15 protein-coding genes are annotated in these 18,159 nt (G+C 50.8%); 7 read left to right on the top strand and 8 right to left on the bottom strand.

Going from position 1 to position 18,159, the window contains the following annotated elements:
• Positions 1-170: 170 nt before the first annotated feature.
• Entirely contained in the window at positions 171-1,085 is a 915-nt protein-coding gene (locus tag KJS57_RS02425; RefSeq protein WP_213653632.1) for a GNAT family N-acetyltransferase, read from the bottom strand.
• Between the two features lie 163 nt (positions 1,086-1,248).
• Between KJS57_RS02425 and KJS57_RS02430 the strand changes: the two genes are divergently transcribed.
• A complete protein-coding gene (locus KJS57_RS02430; protein WP_213653633.1) occupies positions 1,249-2,235 on the top strand; it encodes a Gfo/Idh/MocA family protein in 987 nt (328 codons plus the stop codon).
• Between the two features lie 76 nt (positions 2,236-2,311).
• Here KJS57_RS02430 and KJS57_RS02435 read toward each other — a convergent pair whose 3' ends face one another.
• The 7 genes from KJS57_RS02435 to KJS57_RS02465 all read right to left on the bottom strand — a co-directional run bounded on the left by KJS57_RS02435 (position 2,312) and on the right by KJS57_RS02465 (position 10,165).
• Positions 2,312-3,727 carry a copper amine oxidase N-terminal domain-containing protein gene (locus KJS57_RS02435; RefSeq protein WP_213653634.1) on the bottom strand — a complete coding sequence of 472 codons (1,416 nt, stop codon included), beginning with the start codon at positions 3,725-3,727 and terminating at the stop codon, positions 2,312-2,314.
• A gap of 45 nt (positions 3,728-3,772) precedes the next feature.
• On the bottom strand, positions 3,773-5,158 hold the full coding sequence (locus KJS57_RS02440) for an MBOAT family O-acyltransferase (protein ID WP_213653635.1): 1,386 nt from the start codon (positions 5,156-5,158) through the stop codon (positions 3,773-3,775).
• Positions 5,159-5,367: 209 nt separating this feature from the next.
• Positions 5,368-6,774, bottom strand: a complete 1,407-nt coding sequence (locus KJS57_RS02445) for an ABC transporter substrate-binding protein (RefSeq protein ID WP_213653636.1) — start codon at positions 6,772-6,774, stop codon at positions 5,368-5,370.
• Between the two features lie 315 nt (positions 6,775-7,089).
• Complete coding sequence (locus KJS57_RS02450; protein WP_213653637.1) at positions 7,090-7,917, bottom strand: carbohydrate ABC transporter permease; 828 nt, start codon at positions 7,915-7,917, stop codon at positions 7,090-7,092.
• A complete protein-coding gene (locus KJS57_RS02455) occupies positions 7,914-8,873 on the bottom strand; it encodes a carbohydrate ABC transporter permease (protein ID WP_213653638.1) in 960 nt (319 codons plus the stop codon). Before KJS57_RS02455 ends, KJS57_RS02450 begins: the two co-directional genes overlap by 4 nt.
• Positions 8,874-9,104: 231 nt before the next feature.
• Positions 9,105-9,788 (bottom strand): CidB/LrgB family autolysis modulator, encoded by a 684-nt coding sequence (locus KJS57_RS02460; RefSeq protein WP_211022741.1) that lies wholly within the window; start codon positions 9,786-9,788, stop codon positions 9,105-9,107.
• A complete protein-coding gene (locus tag KJS57_RS02465) occupies positions 9,785-10,165 on the bottom strand; it encodes a CidA/LrgA family protein (protein ID WP_211022740.1) in 381 nt (126 codons plus the stop codon). The genes KJS57_RS02460 and KJS57_RS02465 overlap by 4 nt, the downstream gene beginning before the upstream one ends.
• A gap of 144 nt (positions 10,166-10,309) precedes the next feature.
• On the opposite strand from KJS57_RS02465, the gene cidR reads away from it, so the two are divergent.
• The 6 genes from cidR to KJS57_RS02495 all read left to right on the top strand — a co-directional run bounded on the left by cidR (position 10,310) and on the right by KJS57_RS02495 (position 18,080).
• The gene (gene cidR, locus KJS57_RS02470; RefSeq protein WP_213653639.1) at positions 10,310-11,218 is read left to right on the top strand and encodes a cidABC operon transcriptional activator CidR; all 909 of its coding nucleotides are present in this window, start codon (positions 10,310-10,312) and stop codon (positions 11,216-11,218) included.
• 132 nt (positions 11,219-11,350) lie between these two features.
• On the top strand, positions 11,351-12,748 hold the full coding sequence (gene bcaP / locus KJS57_RS02475) for a branched-chain amino acid transporter BcaP (protein ID WP_213653640.1): 1,398 nt from the start codon (positions 11,351-11,353) through the stop codon (positions 12,746-12,748).
• A 267-nt stretch (positions 12,749-13,015) separates the two neighbouring features.
• The gene (gene pdaA, locus KJS57_RS02480) at positions 13,016-13,777 is read left to right on the top strand and encodes a delta-lactam-biosynthetic de-N-acetylase (RefSeq protein WP_244861379.1); all 762 of its coding nucleotides are present in this window, start codon (positions 13,016-13,018) and stop codon (positions 13,775-13,777) included.
• Between the two features lie 190 nt (positions 13,778-13,967).
• Positions 13,968-14,429 carry a MarR family winged helix-turn-helix transcriptional regulator gene (locus KJS57_RS02485; RefSeq protein WP_244861380.1) on the top strand — a complete coding sequence of 154 codons (462 nt, stop codon included), beginning with the start codon at positions 13,968-13,970 and terminating at the stop codon, positions 14,427-14,429.
• Positions 14,430-14,451: 22 nt separating this feature from the next.
• The gene (locus KJS57_RS02490; RefSeq protein ID WP_213653642.1) at positions 14,452-16,179 is read left to right on the top strand and encodes an ABC transporter ATP-binding protein; all 1,728 of its coding nucleotides are present in this window, start codon (positions 14,452-14,454) and stop codon (positions 16,177-16,179) included.
• Positions 16,176-18,080 (top strand): ABC transporter ATP-binding protein, encoded by a 1,905-nt coding sequence (locus tag KJS57_RS02495; RefSeq protein ID WP_213653643.1) that lies wholly within the window; start codon positions 16,176-16,178, stop codon positions 18,078-18,080. The genes KJS57_RS02490 and KJS57_RS02495 overlap by 4 nt, the downstream gene beginning before the upstream one ends.
• The last annotated feature ends 79 nt before the right edge of the window (positions 18,081-18,159 follow it).

Genomic DNA, 18,159 nt, shown 5'->3' on the forward strand with positions numbered 1-18,159 from the left:
ACAAAACTTTATTTAGATGAAGTTGATGACCTTTTGAGATGAACTTTACAGTTCGTGTAAGATAATTGAAGCATCGAAACAAGCTTAATGCATAAAAAAGCCAGGCGGCTCAAGGATTGATCCGCTTGGCGATAGAATTCAGGGATAGAGGAAATAGAGCAATTTTTAGGTTACAGTTTTTTCTCGTAAAAAGCCATTTGAAACAATGCTTTCATTCCTACGGCTTCGTACAATTTGTTTGCGCCAGTCAGGCTAACGTCATCGACACTGAGCAGGACTTGCTCTATCCCGCGGTTATATGCAGCGTGAAATACGTGTTCCAGCAGAGCGCGGGCGATGCCTTGTTTGCGCCATGGACGCCTTACGCCGAGGAGATCGACATAAAGGTGATCCCCGAAGTTTTTACTGATAATGAAGCCGGCTAATTGATTATCGGCATGGGCTATGAACCAAAAGTTACGGTCATAATGAGCGCCGCCTTTCTCTTTTAACCACTGGGACTTGTCTACTTCATAATAGGTTCTAGTGTCCTGAAACGTCTCGCAGTAAGCGGACCAAAGGAGATCTTCATCGGTTGCGGGATTATACAGATTGATAGATATGCCGTTATTTGGAGTTGATAGAGCAGGAGGCGTCTGCATCTCCATACCCATCCGGCTATACTTCCGTTGAAAGACATAACCGCGGTTTTCCAGCAACTGCCGGGCCGCCTCGCTGAGCGCAGGGATGACGTTGGAGAGGGTGCAGGCAGTTTCGGTGGAATCCAGTGTATATTCGCGGGCTCTGTTTTCAATGGCTTCAAGGAGAAGAGGACCCAGCCCCTGACTTTTCCACTTGGGATGGACATAGCCGTAAGAAGACAAACGGCCTTTTTCATTTTCTTCAAGAAAAGCGAAAGCCGCCACCTCGCCGTTCATCCGGATCATCCATGAATTGGTGGCTAATGGAATGTCGCTGCAAATGTCCAGCAAGTCTTCAAGCACGAAATCAGGCTGTCCGTATTCGTCAATATCGCAGGCGATAACAAGCTCCGTAATCTCCTCCGCTAAAGCCAAGTCGACCGGTTCAAGCGTAACATTTTGCATATAAGCACCCCTAATTTCCCAACAAATTTGATTATATTATTCCACAGGGTTCCATTTTCTGCCACTGGTTTTTGCGTTTCCGAAACTTTGCTCCCCTTGTGATTCGCCTAAATAACCGCTACGCTTAAGAAATAAGACAAAACGAATTCAGGAGGCAGACAACATGGATTTGAATATCGGAATTGTAGGTACGGGCTGGTTCAGCAAAGTGCATGGCGATATTTTGGCCGGGATGGATGGAGTTCGGGTTGCGGCAGTTAGCGGAACAAGCTTGCCCAAGGCAGAATCCCTGGCGGCGCGATATTCCGGAGCTCGCGGCTATGCCAGTTTGACCGAGATGCTGGATGGAGGGAAACTGGATGCCGTATACCTCTGTATTCCGCCGATGTCCCATGGCGACATTGAAGCCGAGCTGATCGAGCGGGGAATTCCGTTTTTGGTAGAAAAGCCGCTCGGCGCCGAGCTTGATACCCCGCTTAGCATTCTGAATAGCCTGGAGAAGAAGCCGGTCATTCATTCCGTAGGCTACCACTTCCGTTACAAAGCCTCCATTCAGAAGATGAAGGATGCTTTGGATGGCCGAACGATCGGGATGGCTCTCGGCACCTGGATGGGAGATATGCCGCAGGTTTCCTGGTGGAGAAGGCAAGATGGCTCCGGCGGCCAGTTTATCGAACAGACGACGCATATCGTGGATCTGCTGCGCTATACGGCCGGCGAAGTGGAAGAAGTTTATGCGACCTATGGCAACCGCGTAGTTCATAATCAATTTGAAAATGTAAATGTTGCGGATGTGGGCACGGTCACCCTCAAACTGCATAGCGGGGCTATTGCGAATATTTCAAATACCTGCGTTTTGCCGGGCGGTGTGGGTGAAGTTGGCCTGAAGCTGTATACCGACGAAGGAATTCTGGACTGGAACCCGGATCGTTTGGAAGTAACACGAGCGGGAGAGAAGAGCTCTTATGTAATAGATGATAATCCTTATGTAAAAGAAAGCGAAGCCTTTATCCATGCGTTGCGAACCGGAGATACGTCCGGGATTCTTTCCGGCTACGCCGATGCCGTGAAGACACAGCGGGTAACATGCGCTGCGCTGGAATCGGCCGCAACCGGCAAGCCGGTGACAATCGCGGGCGCCCCCGAGTAATTAGATTGATTCGTCAGGCTCGGCCGTCATAATCAAAAAGCTCTCTTCCCTGCATCGCGGGAAGAGAGCTTTTTTCTTAAAATGTTATATCATAGTTCACGAAATGAGGATCCCCATTAACTTCGGTGGTCGTAATTTCTCCGCCTAAAAGTTGGGTCAACTGTACAACAGGTCCGACCAGCCGGCCCTTGACGATGACGGGCTGCGAATCCAGATTCACAGCTTCCCCGTTCACGCTTGCCAGCGGATCATTGACGCTAAGCACGAGCTCTTTATCGCCGAGAGTCAGGGTTGCTTTCTTGGCGGCGGTATCATAAATGAATTCCGCTCCGATGCCTTCCGCGAAATCTTTCAACGGAACGCGGACCTGATCCTTAGACGTAGTCGGGATTTGCTGGAAGGAAGCCGGCTGTCCGTCGACGGTCAAAGTAAGCGAGAAGAGGGGTCCGTTTTCATTGATGACCAGGCTCTGCACCTGTTGCTCAAGATCCTTGTTGAACTGATCCACGTTTTCGGCGGTGACCTTGTTCGTTCCCACAGCGATTTCTTCCGCAATGCGCTGATTCACTTCCGCCGAGTGATGCGACAAGTCTTTGTATACACCGAGATCGTAGGTGATGGAGTCATCGCTTTGGAAGTCGTAAATACTCACATTGTCAAAGGCGCTGAATTGCTCGAACATATACTTTTTCATAGCCATTTGATTGGCGAAGCGTTCCGGATTCAAACTGTACCATACCTGCTGGCGGATGACGGAATACGGCGGGTAATAGAACGTAAACTCTACTTCCGGATGTTCCTTAACCAGTCTCAGAATATTGTCCTGAAACCGCTGTTTAACTACGTCCAGCGAAGGCTCGTTTACCGATGTTGTCTGCTCGGAGTTCCATGCCTCTTTCCATTTGGTCATGACGCGATCCGCGCCATATTTAGCATAGCCCCCCCAGTAATTGAGCTTCTCCAAATTGCGGTATTGGGGATACTTGTCCTTGGGCAGAAACAGGGCGCCGAAAGCATGCTTTACATTAGAGATATTGAAAATATATTTATAGTCGTTAAGCTTGTTATCGTCGTATAAGTAAAAGGGAAAAGACTGTTCATCCCGCACGGAATTTTCACGCAACGAGAAGTAATCGAGGCCCCAAAGTACTTTTTTAACTTGTCCGGTACCGAAAGCTACATCGGCGATCATGCTTTGCTCCTTGGCGGTTGAGCCCTCCGTCGACAGCTTAAGCACATTGCCGCCGAGTGTCTCGCCGACCTGGGATGGAATGAAATTCTCTGTCATGGAGCTGCCGATAATGACCATGTCGTATTTGTAATTTTTGGCCAGCCCCGGGTTCTGATAGCGTTGTTCCCCCGAGAAAAGAGGCTGATAAGACGCCTTCCGGTATTGCTGGAGAGGGTCGACGGCATATACGAACGTTCCGACGATCGCGCCGAACAGCACGATAAAGACGAGGAACGAAACAATAAAACGAAGGTTCTTCAAGAAGTGATCTCCCTTTCGCAGAATGATGAATATCCGGGATATTTTTTAGAATGTGAAATACAGGAATTCGCTGACTTGGTTAAAATACAAGACGGAGAACACGAACAGGAACGCGATGAACGCGGCGTGTCTCAGGTTAGGCCGGAATTTCTTGTTCATTTCCATCGAGTTGCGGGCAAAGACGGCAACTACCAGTCCTACGAAAATCAGCAGAACTTGTCCCAGCAGACTCATCGACAGGTCGATGGACCCGATATCGAACATGCCGCGGAACACTTTGATAGCGTCATCCCATGTTTTGGCGCGGAAAAACACCCAACTGAAGTTGATGAACATAAACGTAATGAACCAGGCAACCCAATTCGGGAGCACGATTCCGGTTTTTTTCCACAAACGTTGGATGACCTGAGCGACACCGTGCATCAGACCCCAGATGATAAATGTCCAGCCCGCGCCATGCCAAATCCCGCCGATCACGAAGGTGGCGACCAGGTTGAAGTAGGTGCGGAAATGACCTTTGCGGTTGCCCCCCAACGGAATATAGATATAATCCCTGAGAAAACGGCTCAGTGTCATGTGCCAGCGACGCCAGAAGTCCTGGATGCTGAGGGCTTTGTATGGTGAGTTGAAGTTAATCGGCAGCTTGATGTTGAAGAGCAGGGCGATCCCTATCGCCATGTCGGAATAACCGCTGAAATCAAAGTACAGCTGCAATGTATAGGCCAGCGACGTAGTCCAGGCTTCCACGAACCCTAAATGGGCGGATACGTCAAAGCCTTGCGTTGCGATCGGAGCTAAAGTGTCGGCAATGACGACTTTCTTGAACAGACCGATGCAGAATACGAACAATCCTCTTGCAACATTGCCCGGAATAATTACTTTGCTGCGGGCCCGGTCGAATTGCGGCATCATTTCTTTATGATGAAGGATCGGACCTGCGATTAAATGAGGATAGAAGGTTACGAAGAGCACGTAATTTACGATGCTGTACTCCTTGGCCGAACCCCGGTAGGCGTCAACCAGATAGGCGATTTGTGTAAAGGTAAAGAAGCTGATTCCGAGCGGCAGAGCCAATTGCAACAGTTGAAGTTGCGCGGAGAACAGCGAATTTACGTTGGTTATCAGGAAATCGGCATACTTATAATAGCCGAGCAGCAGAACATCCCCGGTAATCGCGAGCGTAAGCAGCAGCTTTCGGACGGACCTGGATTTATCAGCATGGCTGATGGCGCGGCCCATAATGTAGTTGAAGGCGATTGAAGCGAGAATCAGCGGTAGGGACTTAATGCTCCACCAGGAATAGAAAAACAGGGACGCGAGGGCCAACCACAGTTTTCCGATAATCGGGGGGCAAAAGCGATTTAGTAAAAAATAGACGACAAATGAGACGGGCCAGAAGGCAAAAATGAATTCGTAAGAGTTAAACAGCAAGTCCTGTGTACACCTCTTTGCTAGATTAAGAATAGTATTCAAATAATATGATCATACCCCAGACGGCAATAATCGACAATGCAAAAAATACGAATGCGCCCCCGTTGCTGAATCGAAAAAGAGGCCGTTCTTCCGGGTGGAAGGCAGCCTCTTTATTCCAAATTCGAGCCGACAAAATATTAACGTTGCTACTCACATGAAAGTTACTGTTACTTGACGGTTTTATTATAGTTTTCTATTTTGCTACTAATCTCTTTAGAGGCATCGTCCAGGGCTTGCTTCGTCGTCTTGGAGCCTCCGAGCGCTTCCTCGATGGCGCTTTCCACGATTTGCCGGGCTTCAGGGAACACGCCCATTACAGCGCCTTGCGTTGCCTGGCTTGGTTTGCTGGCATGAAGCTGGTCGATCGCCGTTTGGAACTGCGGATATTTGGCCAGATTATCCTTCACGATTTGTTCTTCATAGGCCTTCTTCGTGATTGGGAAATAACCGGTAGAAATATGCCATTTCGCTTGGGTATCCGGCTGAGCCAGGAATTTGATGAATTCCCAGGCGGCTTGCTGCTCGGCTTCCGGCTTGTTGTTTAAGATCCACAAGCTCGCTCCGCCGACTACTACGCCGCCGTCCTCCGTACCGTCGGGTTTCGGCAGGAATGCGGTGCCGACTTCGAATTTATCCCCTACGCCGTCAACGATGCCGCGCAGGCTAGCCGTAGAATCCAGCGTCATACTGATTTGTCCGGCGAGGAACGCCTTTTTCGTATCATCCGTTTTACGTCCGAGATTGATGGCGGCTTTACTGTCGATGAGGCCTTTCCACCAATCCAGAGTCTTCGTGCCGGCTTCGCTGTTTACGAGTGAAGCATCAGCCGGAGCGGTCCGGCCGTTTCCGTTGTTCACGTACTCCGCTCCCTGATTTGCAAAGAATTGCTCCATAAACCAGCCGTAGATCGCGAAGGAAGCGGGGGCTCCCTTTTGTGCCAGCTTATCGGCAGCCTGTTTTACTTCCTCATATGTAGCTGGCGCCTTCTCCGGGTCGAGTCCGGCGGCTTTAAATAAGTCCTTATTATAGTAGAGAATCGGATTGGAGGTATTAAACGGCATGGAGTATTGTTTGCCATCAAACGTGTAATAGCCGGCGATGTTCTCCTCCAACTGGCTGACATCGTAACTCTCCTGGTCGATAAAGTTCTGGACCGGGGTGATGGCGCCGGAATCGATCATGAAGCGGGAGCCAATTTCGTATACCTGGATCAGGGACGGTCCGCTCTTGGAATCCAAAGAGGCTTTCATTTTATTCAAGCTCTCGTCGTAGGTGCCTTGATAAACGGCTTCGACTTCTACGGTGCTTTGCGAGGCGTTGAAGTCCGTCACTAACTGATCCGCCGCTTTGCCCAGCTCTCCGCCCATGGAATGCCACCAGACCACTTTAGTCTTGGATGCGGAGGTCTCTTCTTTGTTCCCGTTTGAGTTTGCGTTGGCAGCTTGTTTGTTGTTGCTTGCCGCTCCGGCATTGGACGCGGTATTCGTATTGGCCCCTCCGCAGGCCGTCGCCAGCATGGACAGCAGCAATACGGTAATCAGCAATAAGGAACTTTTCAGCTTCGGTTGTCTCATTTCGGATGGTTCTCTCCTTTTTATATAAGATGAACTATTAAAGGGGATGGGGGGCAAGTACGTAAAATGTTCCTATGATCGCTGTTGGTTCCAGATTTCTTGATCTTATAGAATCTGAATCGGTAGAAATCCGGAACCAAAGGCGACCGCAGCCTATGCTTCCGATGCAGCTTTCTTGCAGAAAGCTTTGAACTTCTTCGGAATCATTTTACTCCCTTGCCTGCATCCCCTTCTTTTAAATCATCTTATAAATATAAGATTTTGTATTTAAAACCGTCCTGAAGGACGGGGATCTTTACGGATAACGTCGAGCGGCTACCCCTTTACCGCCCCCGCGGTCAAGCCGCGGACAAGCTGTTTAAGACCGAGAACGATCAGCAGCAGAGACGGCAGCAGGACGAGCGCCACACCGGACAATACGATGTTCCAGGCGGTGAATTCCTCGAATTGCAGCATGCTGACCCCGATTTGAACGGTGCGCATTTCGGCGGTATTGGTGATGAGCAATGGCCAAAGGTACATATTCCAGGTGTTCAGGAAGACATATACGGCCAAGGTGGCAAGTCCCGGGCGGGAGAGCGGCAGGACGATGTTGGCAAAATACCGCAAATGCCCGCATCCATCCATTTTTGCGGCTTCGAACAGTTCCTTGGGCAGCTGCAGATAGAACTGGCGGAGCAGGAAAACCCCGAATGCCGAAGCCAGAAAAGGAAAGACCAGCCCCGGGTAGGTGTCGAGCCAATTCCATGATTTGATCAATAGGAAGTTGGGAATCATCGTAACCTCCCATGGAATCATCATGGTCGATAGAAAGACGGCGAACCAAATCGCTTTTCCGCGAAAGGAAATAAACGCGAAGGCATACGCAGCCAAGCTGGCAGTAATGAGTTGCCCGATCATCACCAGGCCAGAGACGAGAAAGCTGTTAAGGATAAAACGCCCTACTGGAATGAGGTCGATTACTGCCTCGAGGCTGCCCAGATATAGACTGGAAGGCAGCAGCTTGGGCGGGAATTGATTGGTCTCCTCCGGGGTCATAAAGACGGAGAGGAACGTATAGAGCAGCGGATATACAATAAAGAGCGCCATCAGGCACAACAAGAGATATACCGCGCTTTTCCGAAGCGGGAGGGGGAGCGTCATTGATAATGCACCTTCTTTTCCACAAGAGTGAATTGAATCAGCGTCAGAATCATGATGAGCACAAAGAGCACGATGGCCATGGCGCTGCCGGTGCCGAATTGATAGTTGACGAAGGCTTCTTTATAGATGGAATATACAAGAACCTCTGTAGAGCCGGCGGGGCCGCCCTTGGTTAAAATATGCATCTGTCCAAATGCTTGAAAAGCTCCGATAAGCGAAACGACCGTCAAAAAGAAAACGACGGGAGATAGAAGCGGCAGAATAATCCGTACGAAAGTCCGGACCGGGCCGGCTCCGTCGACCTTTGCGCTGTCGTACATGTCTTCGGGGATGCCCTGTAGCCCGCTGAGCAGCACGATGAAGTTGAAGCCTGAGTTCATCCATATCGTCATGACGGAAATGGACAGCAGCGCCCACTTCGGATCGGTTAGCCATTGCACGGCCGGAAACCCGGCCAGATCGAGAAAGTAATTGAACATCCCGAGGGTAGGATGAAAAAGCATCATCCATATGACGGCGGAAGTGCTCACCGAGAGCGCCAGTGGCAGCGAGAATATAAACTGGAAAATCCACATCCCCTTGAGCCGGGAATGGGCGAGCGCGGACATGATCAAACCGAGCAGAAGCCCGCCGGGTACGGTGATGAGCGCGAATTTTCCGGTTACGGCGAGACTGCTCCAAAATGAGGAGGAGGTCAGCAACTGCCGGAAGTTATCGAACCCGACATAAGCGGCGATATGGCCGCGGGGGTCGGTCAGGAAGAGACTGAGGTATAGGGAGCGCATCAACGGGTAGAGCAGAAACAATCCAAAAAGCAAAATGGATGGCGCCAGAAAGAGGTAAGCCAAAGCGGGTTCCTTTAGGCGGGACAGGCTCCGTTTTTTTGCGCGAACCGCTTTATAAGAAGATGCCGGAGTTACGGCCGGAGCGGGTGCATTTTGGGCGGAAGAATTCACGGGGATGCTCTCCTTTCAATTCGGCTTGGTAGAGATATCTCTATCAGTTTAGGAAAGGGGGATTATCCCGGCATCAACGCGGGGTAAAGTTACCGTTAAATATGAATGGAATTGTATAACCCTAAATATCGCTATGGCGAAAAAAAAACGACCCCGCCAATGGCAGGGTCCAAGAGAGAAATCAATATATGAAAATTAGGAGGAAACAATAGTTAAAGTACTTACTTCGAATTAACGAATAAGCACTGAGATCAGCATCGGCGCCACGCCCAGCGTGAACAGGGCGGCCAGAATCATCGAGATGCTGGAGATCGTTCCGGTCAGGGAGCTCAGCTCAAACGCCTTGGAGGTGCCGGTGCCGTGAGCGCTCGTACCGAACAAGACGCCGCGGGCAACCTCGCCTTCGATGCGGAACAGCTTCATGACCATCGGTCCGAGCATGGCACCCAGAAGGCCGGTCAAAATAACAAAGACTGCGGTGATGTTCGGAACCCCGCCGATCACCTGCGATACGCTCATGGCGATCGGGGTCGTAACGGAACGGGGGATCAAGCTGCTGACGAGCTGGGCATCCAGATGCATCCACTCCGCCAGGATTGCGGAGGAGATCATTGCTACCACCGAGCCGGTGAGGACACTGACCAGAATTTCCACCGCATGCTTTTTCAGCACGTTATAGTATTTGTAAAGAGGCACCGCAAAAGCAATGGTGGCCGGCTGCAGCAGAGCGCTGAGCCATTTTCCTCCGCTATGATAAGTTTCGTAAGGAACAGAGATCCAGATTAATCCGATGACCAGCACAAGCGGAGTAATAAGCAGCGGCGACAAATATACCCGCGGCCGGATGCGGTACAATTGTTTCGACAATCCATAAACAACGAGCGTAACGATTAGACAGATCAAGCCTGGAATCATGATAGCTTGCGCTCCTTTCTTTTGGCGATTTGAGAGGCGACCAGGCCGGAACTGACCATAACGATTACCGTACTGGAGATGACTACAATAAGTATCCGTACACCGTCGTGCTCCAGTAACGGAATATATTTCATGACACCTACCGCGGCAGGGATGAAGAACAGCAGCAACTCGGCAAGCAGCCAATTCGCCCCCTGCTCGATCCATGTCAATTTGATGATGTTCGTTTTTAGTAATGTGAAAAGGACGATAATGCCCAGAATGGATCCCGGTATCGGCAGATGAAGCCACTGCGCCAGGAAATTCATTGCTATCGAGATCAGGATCAGAATAGCTACCTGCATCACGATTTTTCCGATCGTTTTAACCATTCCCATAGGTCGTGGGCTCCTTTCTGCAAAGTTAGATTTGATATTGAAAATATTACATCAATTGCTTTCATGGGTAAAATGAATATACTGAATGAATAGCATTCCATTTGTCTATGGTAAAACAGTCAATGTAGAAGGGACACGCGAAAGATGGATATCCGGCAGATGCAGTATCTGATCGAGGTTGCGCGCCTGAAGAGCTTTACAAAAGCAGCCAGCGCACTTTTTGTTACTCAGCCGACGATCAGCAAAACGATAAAGGGGATGGAAGAAGAACTTGGGGTTGTCCTGTTCGACAGGGTCGGTAAAAGAGTAGAGCTGACCGATGCCGGGCAGCTAATCGTTACGCAGGCACAACAGATCGTCACCTCTTTTCAAAATTTGACGGCGGAACTGGATGACTTGAGAAACCTGAAAAGAGGACATATCCGGATCGGACTGCCCCCTATGGTGGGCTCGAGTTTCTTCCCGCGGGTCATTGGCCAATTTCATCAGCGCTATCCTGAGATTACGATCCAACTGTTTGAGGATGGGGCGAAGAAGGTGGAGTCCGACGTTGCGGACGGGCTGCTGGAGGTCGGGGTGGCGGTGCTGCCAACAGTCCAGGAGGGGCTGTGCAGTTTTCCGTTTGTCGAGGAAAAGCTGAATTTGGTGGTGCATCCTTCACATCCGCTGGCCGACCGGGAACAGGTAGAATTGGCGGAGCTGGCGGGTGACGGGTTTGTTCTTTTCCGGCAGGATTTTACGCTGCACGACCGGATTATCGCGGAATGCGCCAAGGCGGGGTTTCAACCGCATGTTATATATGAAAGCTCCCAGTGGGATCTGATCAGTGAGATGGTGGGCGTCGGCCTCGGAATCACCCTGCTGCCGGAGACGATTTGCCGTGAAATCGGTAAGGAGCGGGTTCGGATTCTGTCCCTTGTGAACCCGGTTATTCCTTGGAAATTGGGCATTATATGGCGAGAAGACCGATATTTATCGTTTGCTACCCGGGAATGGATCCGATTTGCGCAAGAGGTTCTGACTTCTCCTGGGGATAACGAATATTCTCTTTAATGTATAAAAAAACCACGAAATGTTCACTTTTTGGGTAAATTAACCATGTAGAGCTGCCTAGTCATGTAAGTTCGGTTTTATTATAATTACGGAATGTGTTTAAATACTTCAATATTAGGGGACAGAGCCTAGATGAGTTTTTTTAGAAGAAAATCGATTACATCCATGCTTCAAGAAAAAGCGGCCTCCAGTGCTGGAGGATTGAAGAAGGAGCTTGGCGTATTTGATCTGACCATGCTCGGTGTGGGCTGTGTAGTCGGCACCGGGATTTTTGTGTTGACCGGAGTGGCTGCCGCCAAGCACGCCGGGCCAGGCCTTATCTTATCCTTTTTGCTGGCGGGAATCGTCTGTGCGTTCTGCGCGCTGTGCTATGCGGAATTTGCCTCTATGGTTCCCGTATCGGGAAGCGCCTACACGTACAGCTACGCAACCTTCGGCGAAATCATCGCCTGGATTCTTGGCTGGGACTTGATCCTGGAGTACGGCTTCGCCGCCTCTATGGTAGCGAGCGGCTGGTCGGGCTATTTTCAAGGACTGTTATCGGGATTTGGACTGGAAATCCCCAAAGCGATCAGCAGCGCTTTTAATCCGGCAGGGGGAACCTACTTTGATTTGCCTGCGGTTCTGATCGTGCTTTTGCTTACTTTTGTCGTGTCACGCGGGGCCAAGGAATCCACCCGGCTTAACTCTATTATGGTAATTATTAAAGTAGCGGTCATTATTCTGTTCATTTCCGTCGGTGCGTTCTATGTGAAGCCGTCCAACTGGACACCGTTCATGCCGTACGGCTTCAGCGGCGTGGTCACCGGCGCAGCCACGGCATTCCTGTCTTACATCGGCTTCGATGTCGTCGCTACAGCGGCCGAAGAAGTCAAAAATCCGCAAAAGGACCTGCCCAAAGGGATCATCTGGTCCTTGGTCGTCTGCTCCTTGCTCTATATTCTGGTCACCGCGGTATTGACCGGCATGGTGCCGTACACGCTGCTGGATGTAAAAAACCCGGTTGCTTTTGCACTCCAATTCATCCATCAGGATTGGGTGGCCGGCTTTATTTCACTCGGCGCGATCGTCGGGATCACCACGGTGCTGTTCGTGCTTCTGTTCGGACAAACCCGTCTTTTTTACGCAATCGGCCGCGACGGCCTGCTCCCGGAGAAGCTGTCCCGGCTGCATCCGAAAACGGGGGCGCCTGCGGTCAGTACTTGGGTGACCGGCATTGTAGTTGCCATCTTCGCCGGGGTCATTCCGCTGAACAAGCTGGCGGATCTGGTGAGTATCGGAACCTTGTTCGCCTTTATTGCCGTTTCCCTCGGGATCGTGATCTTGCGGAAAACCCGCCCCGATTTGCAACGGTCCTTTAAAGTGCCGCTCGTTCCGCTGATTCCGATCATTGCGGTGCTCACCTGCGGGTACCTGCTGATCAGCCTGCCGGGGATCACCTGGATCGCTTTCCTGATCTGGATGGCGCTGGGGTTATGCGTTTACTTCATGTACGGCTATAAGCATAGCCATCTGGCCGAGAAGAAATAGAACTCAGCTACACCTTTGTGCTATGAATGAATCTATAAGGCATGCATATTTCCGGCAAAAAAGGCTGAAGTTAAGCAGAGCACTGGAGCAGAGCTTGCAAGCTGGAGCTCGAACTGCCAGGTTTCTTTAACACAACAATTCATGAAGAAGGAGAGAACTTTCCTTATGAAGGTTGCCTTGATTCCGGGGCTGCTTGCCTGTTTTCTTCTCAGCCCTGCAGCCGTAGGGAATGCTGCGGCTTCTGCTGCGGCTACAGCCAAGACTGAAATGGCCTCTGCCGCTGTCGCTGCCGATGTGCCTTATCATTTCGGATTTAAAAGAAGTGTGGGCGGTCAGCTTCCTTCCATTAACGAGGAAGGTTTTAAGGAGATCGTAGATCGGCACGGCGCGATTTTTTTGGGGGATACGTCCCGCAAAGACCTGTTCCTAACCTTTGATAACGGGTATGAGAACGGGTACACTACGCCGATACTGGACACGTTAAAAACGAAGAAGGTGCCGGCAGTCTTTTTTATTACAGGCCATTATGTGAAGGACCAACCGGAGCTTGTGAAGCGTATGGCAGCGGAAGGGCATTTGGTCGGCAATCATTCTTGGAGCCATCCGGATATGACGACGATCCCGGACGGGAAGATCAAAGAAGAGCTGGACCGGGTGAAGCAGGCGTCCACGCAGCTTACCGGCACCGATAAAATGCGCTATTTGCGCCCGCCGCGCGGCATATTCAGCGAACGGGTACTGCGGGTGACGAAGGAGCTCGGGTACACGAACGTGTTTTGGTCGGTCGCCTACAAGGACTGGGATGTCAATGACCAAAAAGGGGCGTCCTACGCCTACCAGAAAGTCGTATCCCAGCTTCATCCCGGGGCCGTCATTCTGCTGCATTCCGTTTCCAAGGACAATGCTGCCGCCTTGGGATCGATCATCGACGAAGCCCGCCGCCAGGGTTATGAGTTCAGAAGCCTGGATGATCTCGGCAAAAAGCCGGAGTCAGAGGCTCAGCCGCAGCAACCTAAGGAAGCAAAATAAGAGACAGACCGTTCTGATTCGGGAGTAACCCGTTCGGAACGGTCTTTTTTAGTGGAAGTCGTTTTTGGGTTTATTTAGCGCTAGGAGCGCTGCTTGACTTTGGAATTTTAGGCTCCTATAATTAGGCTTACGAATAAATAAGTTACCTAAATATTAAAGTATATAAATAAATGGAGGCGATGACTTGAATATGGGCGAGGATCCGATGGCCCAGCGTTTAATGGAGGTACTAAGCCGGTTCCGGAAAGCGGAGTGGCATAAGACTCCGAAGGAAGGCTTCACCCCGAGCGAGCTTAAAGTATTATTGCTTATCCAAAAAGGAAGTTTAAAGGAAAATCGGGGCGTGGCCATCTCAACTATCAGCAGCATGATGGGCGTGAGCCCTCCTACGGTAACCCCGCTAGTTCGCAGTTTGGAGACGCAGGGCCTGATTACCCGGTTTAATGATCAAGAAGACCGGAGGGTTGTTCGCGTCAAGCTCACGGAGAAGGGTGAGGAAATAAGGCGCGAGGTAAAGGCGGCATATGCCCGGTACTTCACGGAGCTAAACAGCTTCTTGGGCCCGGAACGGAGCAGCCAGCTTGCCGATCTGTTGGAACTGGTGTTTCAGTATTTGGATGAGAAACATAAACAAGACATCAATCATTCGTAAAAGAGAAGTGGAGATGATAGGAATGACTAGGCTTTTCCGGCATTTGAAGCCATACGGCTGGCTGGTAGCGGCAGTATTGGTGCTGGTGTTTTTTCAAACGCTCTCCGAATTGTACCTGCCTACTTTGATGTCCGATATCGTGGATACCGGTGTCGTTAAGGGGGATACCCCGTATATTTGGAAGATAGGCCTGTTTATGCTGCTTGTAGCTCTGGGCGGGATGGCCTGTTCGATCGGGGCAAGTTATTTTTCGGCCAAGGCGGCGTCCGGGTTCGGTAAAACCTTGCGAGGCAAAGTGTTCGGCCACGTATCGAATTTCTCGCTTGAAGAGTTTGATAAGATCGGTACGGCCTCGCTGATTACCCGTACCACCAATGACATTACCCAGATCCAGCAGGTATTGATTATGATGCTGCGGATGATGATCATGGCGCCGATGATGTGTATCGGCGGTATTATTATGGCTGTGTCGAAGGATGCGACCTTGTCGCTCATCTTTATCGTCATTATGCCTGTGCTGGCAGCAGCGATTTTTCTGATCGCGAGAAAAGGGATTCCGCTGTTTAAAGCCATCCAGAAGAAAATTGACAAACTGAATCTGGTTATGCGCGAAGGATTGACCGGGATTCGGGTCATTCGGTCGTTCAATCGGATCGACCATGAGAAGAAGCGTTTTGACGCGGCCAACTTCGACTTGACCGATACTTCGATCAAGGTAAATAAAGTGATGGCCTTTATGATGCCGATTATGATGCTGGTGCTGAACGTTTCTTCCGTGGCGATCATCTGGTACGGCGGCCTGCGGATTGATGCCGGTCATATGCAGGTCGGAGATCTGATGGCATTCCTGCAATACGCTATGCAGATTATGTTCTCCCTTATCATGGTATCGATGATGTTCGTGATGATTCCCCGGGCCTCGGCTTCGGCTGTGCGGATCAATGAGGTGTTGGAAATGGTTCCTGTTATTAAGGATACAGTGACCCCTACATCGACTTCCGGTCAAAAGGGATATGTGGAATTTCAAAATGTAACGTTCAGCTATCCCGGTGCGGAGCAACCGGCGATACAGGACATTTCCTTTAGCGCCAAGCCCGGTGAAGTGACCGCGATCATTGGCGGTACAGGTTCCGGCAAGTCGACGCTGATCAGTCTGATTCCTCGCTTCTATGATGTGGAAGAAGGCAAAGTGCTTGTGGACGGCGTTGACGTAAGGGATTTGCCGCAGGAAGAGCTGCGGGCCAAGATCGGCTTTGTGCCGCAAAAGGCAGTCCTGTTTACAGGAACGATTCAGGAAAATATCCGTTACGGCAAGGAGGATGCGACGGACGAGGAAGTCTGGCATGCCGCCGAAATCGCACAGGCTTCCGATTTCATCGCGGGAATGGAGCAAGGTTACGATTCCGTGATTGCACAGGGAGGAACGAACGTCTCCGGCGGGCAGAAGCAGCGCCTTTCCATCGCCAGAGCGCTCGTCCGGGGGGCGGAAGTTTATATCTTCGACGACAGCTTCTCCGCGCTCGATTTCAAGACCGACGCCAAGCTGCGCGCTGCGTTAAAAGAGGAAACACGCGAGTCGACCGTTATTATTGTGGCACAGCGGGTAAGCACCGTGTTGGATGCGGACCGCATTATCGTGATGAACGAAAGCCGGATCGCCGGGATCGGCACGCATCACGAACTGATGGAGACCTGTGACGTATACCGCGAGATCGTGTATTCGCAGCTTTCGGAGGAGGAGATCGCATGAGCCAGGAGCAATCAAGAAAAGGTCCCGGCCGGTCCGGAGTCAGACGCGGCGGACCCGGCGGACATGGGCCCGGCGGTCCGGGCATGATGATGCCGGCAGAGAAAGCCAAGGATTTCAAAAGTACGCTAAAACGTCTGATTCGCTATTTGCGTCCGCATAAATATCAACTGGGCGCTGTCCTGGTTATGGCTATTTTAAGTACTCTATTTAGTATTCTCAGCCCGAAAGTCATGGGTAAAGCAACGACGAAATTGTTTGAAGGAATTATCGGCAAAATGAAGGGCATTCCGGGGGCGGCGATCGATTTCCACTATGTGTGGCAGATCATTATGGTCCTGCTCGGCCTGTACTTGCTCAGCTCGATATTCAGCTATTTCCAGCAGTATCTGATGGCCGGCGTCGCGCAAAAGACCGTTTACGACCTGCGGCGTGATGTGAACGACAAGCTGTCCAGACTGCCGCTGAAATACTTCGATGCCCGGACGCACGGGGAAATTCTGAGCCGGGTGACCAACGACGTGGACAATATCAGCTCCACGCTTCAGCAAAGCTTGACCCAGCTAATCACGTCTATATTGACGATTATCGGAGTTCTGGTAATGATGCTGTCGATCAGTCCGCTGATGACGCTGATCGCCGTGCTGACTTTGCCGGTAAGCATTATCGCGATCACGTCGATCGCCAAGCGTTCCCAGAAGCAGTTTATTCGTCAGCAAAAAGAATTGGGAGAGCTGAACGGACATGTGGAAGAAATGTATACCGGCCACAAAATTATCAAAGTGTTCGGCCGGGAACAACGTTCCCAGGAACAATTTGACGACATTAACGGCCGCCTATACGATGCAGGGTGGAAGGCGCAGTTCATCTCCGGCGTGATCATGCCGATCATGAGCTTTATCGGCAATATCGGTTATGTGCTCGTCTCCGTAGTCGGGGGTATTCTGGTCACGAAGAAAAGTATCGAAATCGGGGATGTTCAGGCGTTTATCCAATACGCAAGACAGTTTACTATGCCGATTACCCAGACGGCGAATATCGCCAACATCATTCAATCCACGGTAGCTTCGGCGGAGCGCGTCTTCGAAATATTGGATGAAGAGGAAGAAGTGAAGGAAGCTTCACATCCTGTCGTTCTTGAGGAGCCTAAAGGCAATGTAGTCTTTGATCATGTGAAATTCGGGTACGACCCGGAACATACGCTGATTCAGGACATGAACATTCAAGTATCTCAAGGGCAGATGATCGCCATCGTCGGTCCGACCGGTGCAGGTAAGACGACGCTGATCAATCTCCTGATGCGTTTCTATGAAGTGAACGACGGGGCGATTACGATCGACGGCGTCAATATTACCGATATGAAACGCGGGGATCTCCGCAGCCTCTTCGGTATGGTACTGCAGGATACATGGCAGTTCAACGGAACGATCCGCGAGAATATCGCCTATGGTCGCGAAGGCGCAACGGAAGAAGAGATCATACAGGCCGCCAAAACGGCGCATGCCGATCACTTCATCCGGACGCTACCAGCCGGATATGATACGATTCTGAACGAGGAAGCATCGAATATCTCGCAGGGGCAAAAGCAGCTTCTGACTATTGCCCGCGCCATTCTTGCCGATCCGGCTATCCTGATCCTGGACGAGGCGACAAGCAGTGTCGATACCCGGACCGAGGTCTACATCCAAAAGGCGATGAACGAGCTGATGAAGGGCAGAACGAGCTTTGTTATTGCCCACCGGTTATCGACGATTCGGGATGCCGATCTTATCCTCGTGATGAACCACGGATCCGTAATCGAGCAAGGCACGCATGAGCAACTGCTGGAGCAAGGCGGATTCTACGCCGATCTGTACAACAGCCAATTTTCGAAGGGCGGCGGCTTTGATCAGGAAGTAGGCTAAATCTTTATCAAACCCAGCATTGGGAACGAGAAAAACGAGCGGACAGACCATCTAACTCTTGCTCGTTGGATTATTTCCA

The sequence above is a fragment of the Paenibacillus vini genome (assembly GCF_018403325.1).
GTDB lineage: Bacteria > Bacillota > Bacilli > Paenibacillales > Paenibacillaceae > Fontibacillus > Fontibacillus vini.

What these genes read in the sequence shown, in the direction of transcription:
- KJS57_RS02460 (WP_211022741.1), bottom strand. Translation starts at nt 9,788, where the DNA reads ATGATTCCAGGCTTGATCTGTCTAATCGTTACGCTCGTTGTTTATGGA.
- KJS57_RS02445 (WP_213653636.1), bottom strand. Translation starts at nt 6,774, where the DNA reads ATGAGACAACCGAAGCTGAAAAGTTCCTTATTGCTGATTACCGTATTG.
- bcaP (WP_213653640.1), top strand. Translation starts at nt 11,351, where the DNA reads ATGAGTTTTTTTAGAAGAAAATCGATTACATCCATGCTTCAAGAAAAA.
- KJS57_RS02450 (WP_213653637.1), bottom strand. Translation starts at nt 7,917, where the DNA reads ATGACGCTCCCCCTCCCGCTTCGGAAAAGCGCGGTATATCTCTTGTTG.
- KJS57_RS02425 (WP_213653632.1), bottom strand. Translation starts at nt 1,085, where the DNA reads ATGCAAAATGTTACGCTTGAACCGGTCGACTTGGCTTTAGCGGAGGAG.
- KJS57_RS02485 (WP_244861380.1), top strand. Translation starts at nt 13,968, where the DNA reads ATGGGCGAGGATCCGATGGCCCAGCGTTTAATGGAGGTACTAAGCCGG.
- cidR (WP_213653639.1), top strand. Translation starts at nt 10,310, where the DNA reads ATGGATATCCGGCAGATGCAGTATCTGATCGAGGTTGCGCGCCTGAAG.
- KJS57_RS02430 (WP_213653633.1), top strand. Translation starts at nt 1,249, where the DNA reads ATGGATTTGAATATCGGAATTGTAGGTACGGGCTGGTTCAGCAAAGTG.
- KJS57_RS02465 (WP_211022740.1), bottom strand. Translation starts at nt 10,165, where the DNA reads ATGGGAATGGTTAAAACGATCGGAAAAATCGTGATGCAGGTAGCTATT.
- KJS57_RS02495 (WP_213653643.1), top strand. Translation starts at nt 16,176, where the DNA reads ATGAGCCAGGAGCAATCAAGAAAAGGTCCCGGCCGGTCCGGAGTCAGA.
- pdaA (WP_244861379.1), top strand. Translation starts at nt 13,016, where the DNA reads ATGGCCTCTGCCGCTGTCGCTGCCGATGTGCCTTATCATTTCGGATTT.
- KJS57_RS02490 (WP_213653642.1), top strand. Translation starts at nt 14,452, where the DNA reads ATGACTAGGCTTTTCCGGCATTTGAAGCCATACGGCTGGCTGGTAGCG.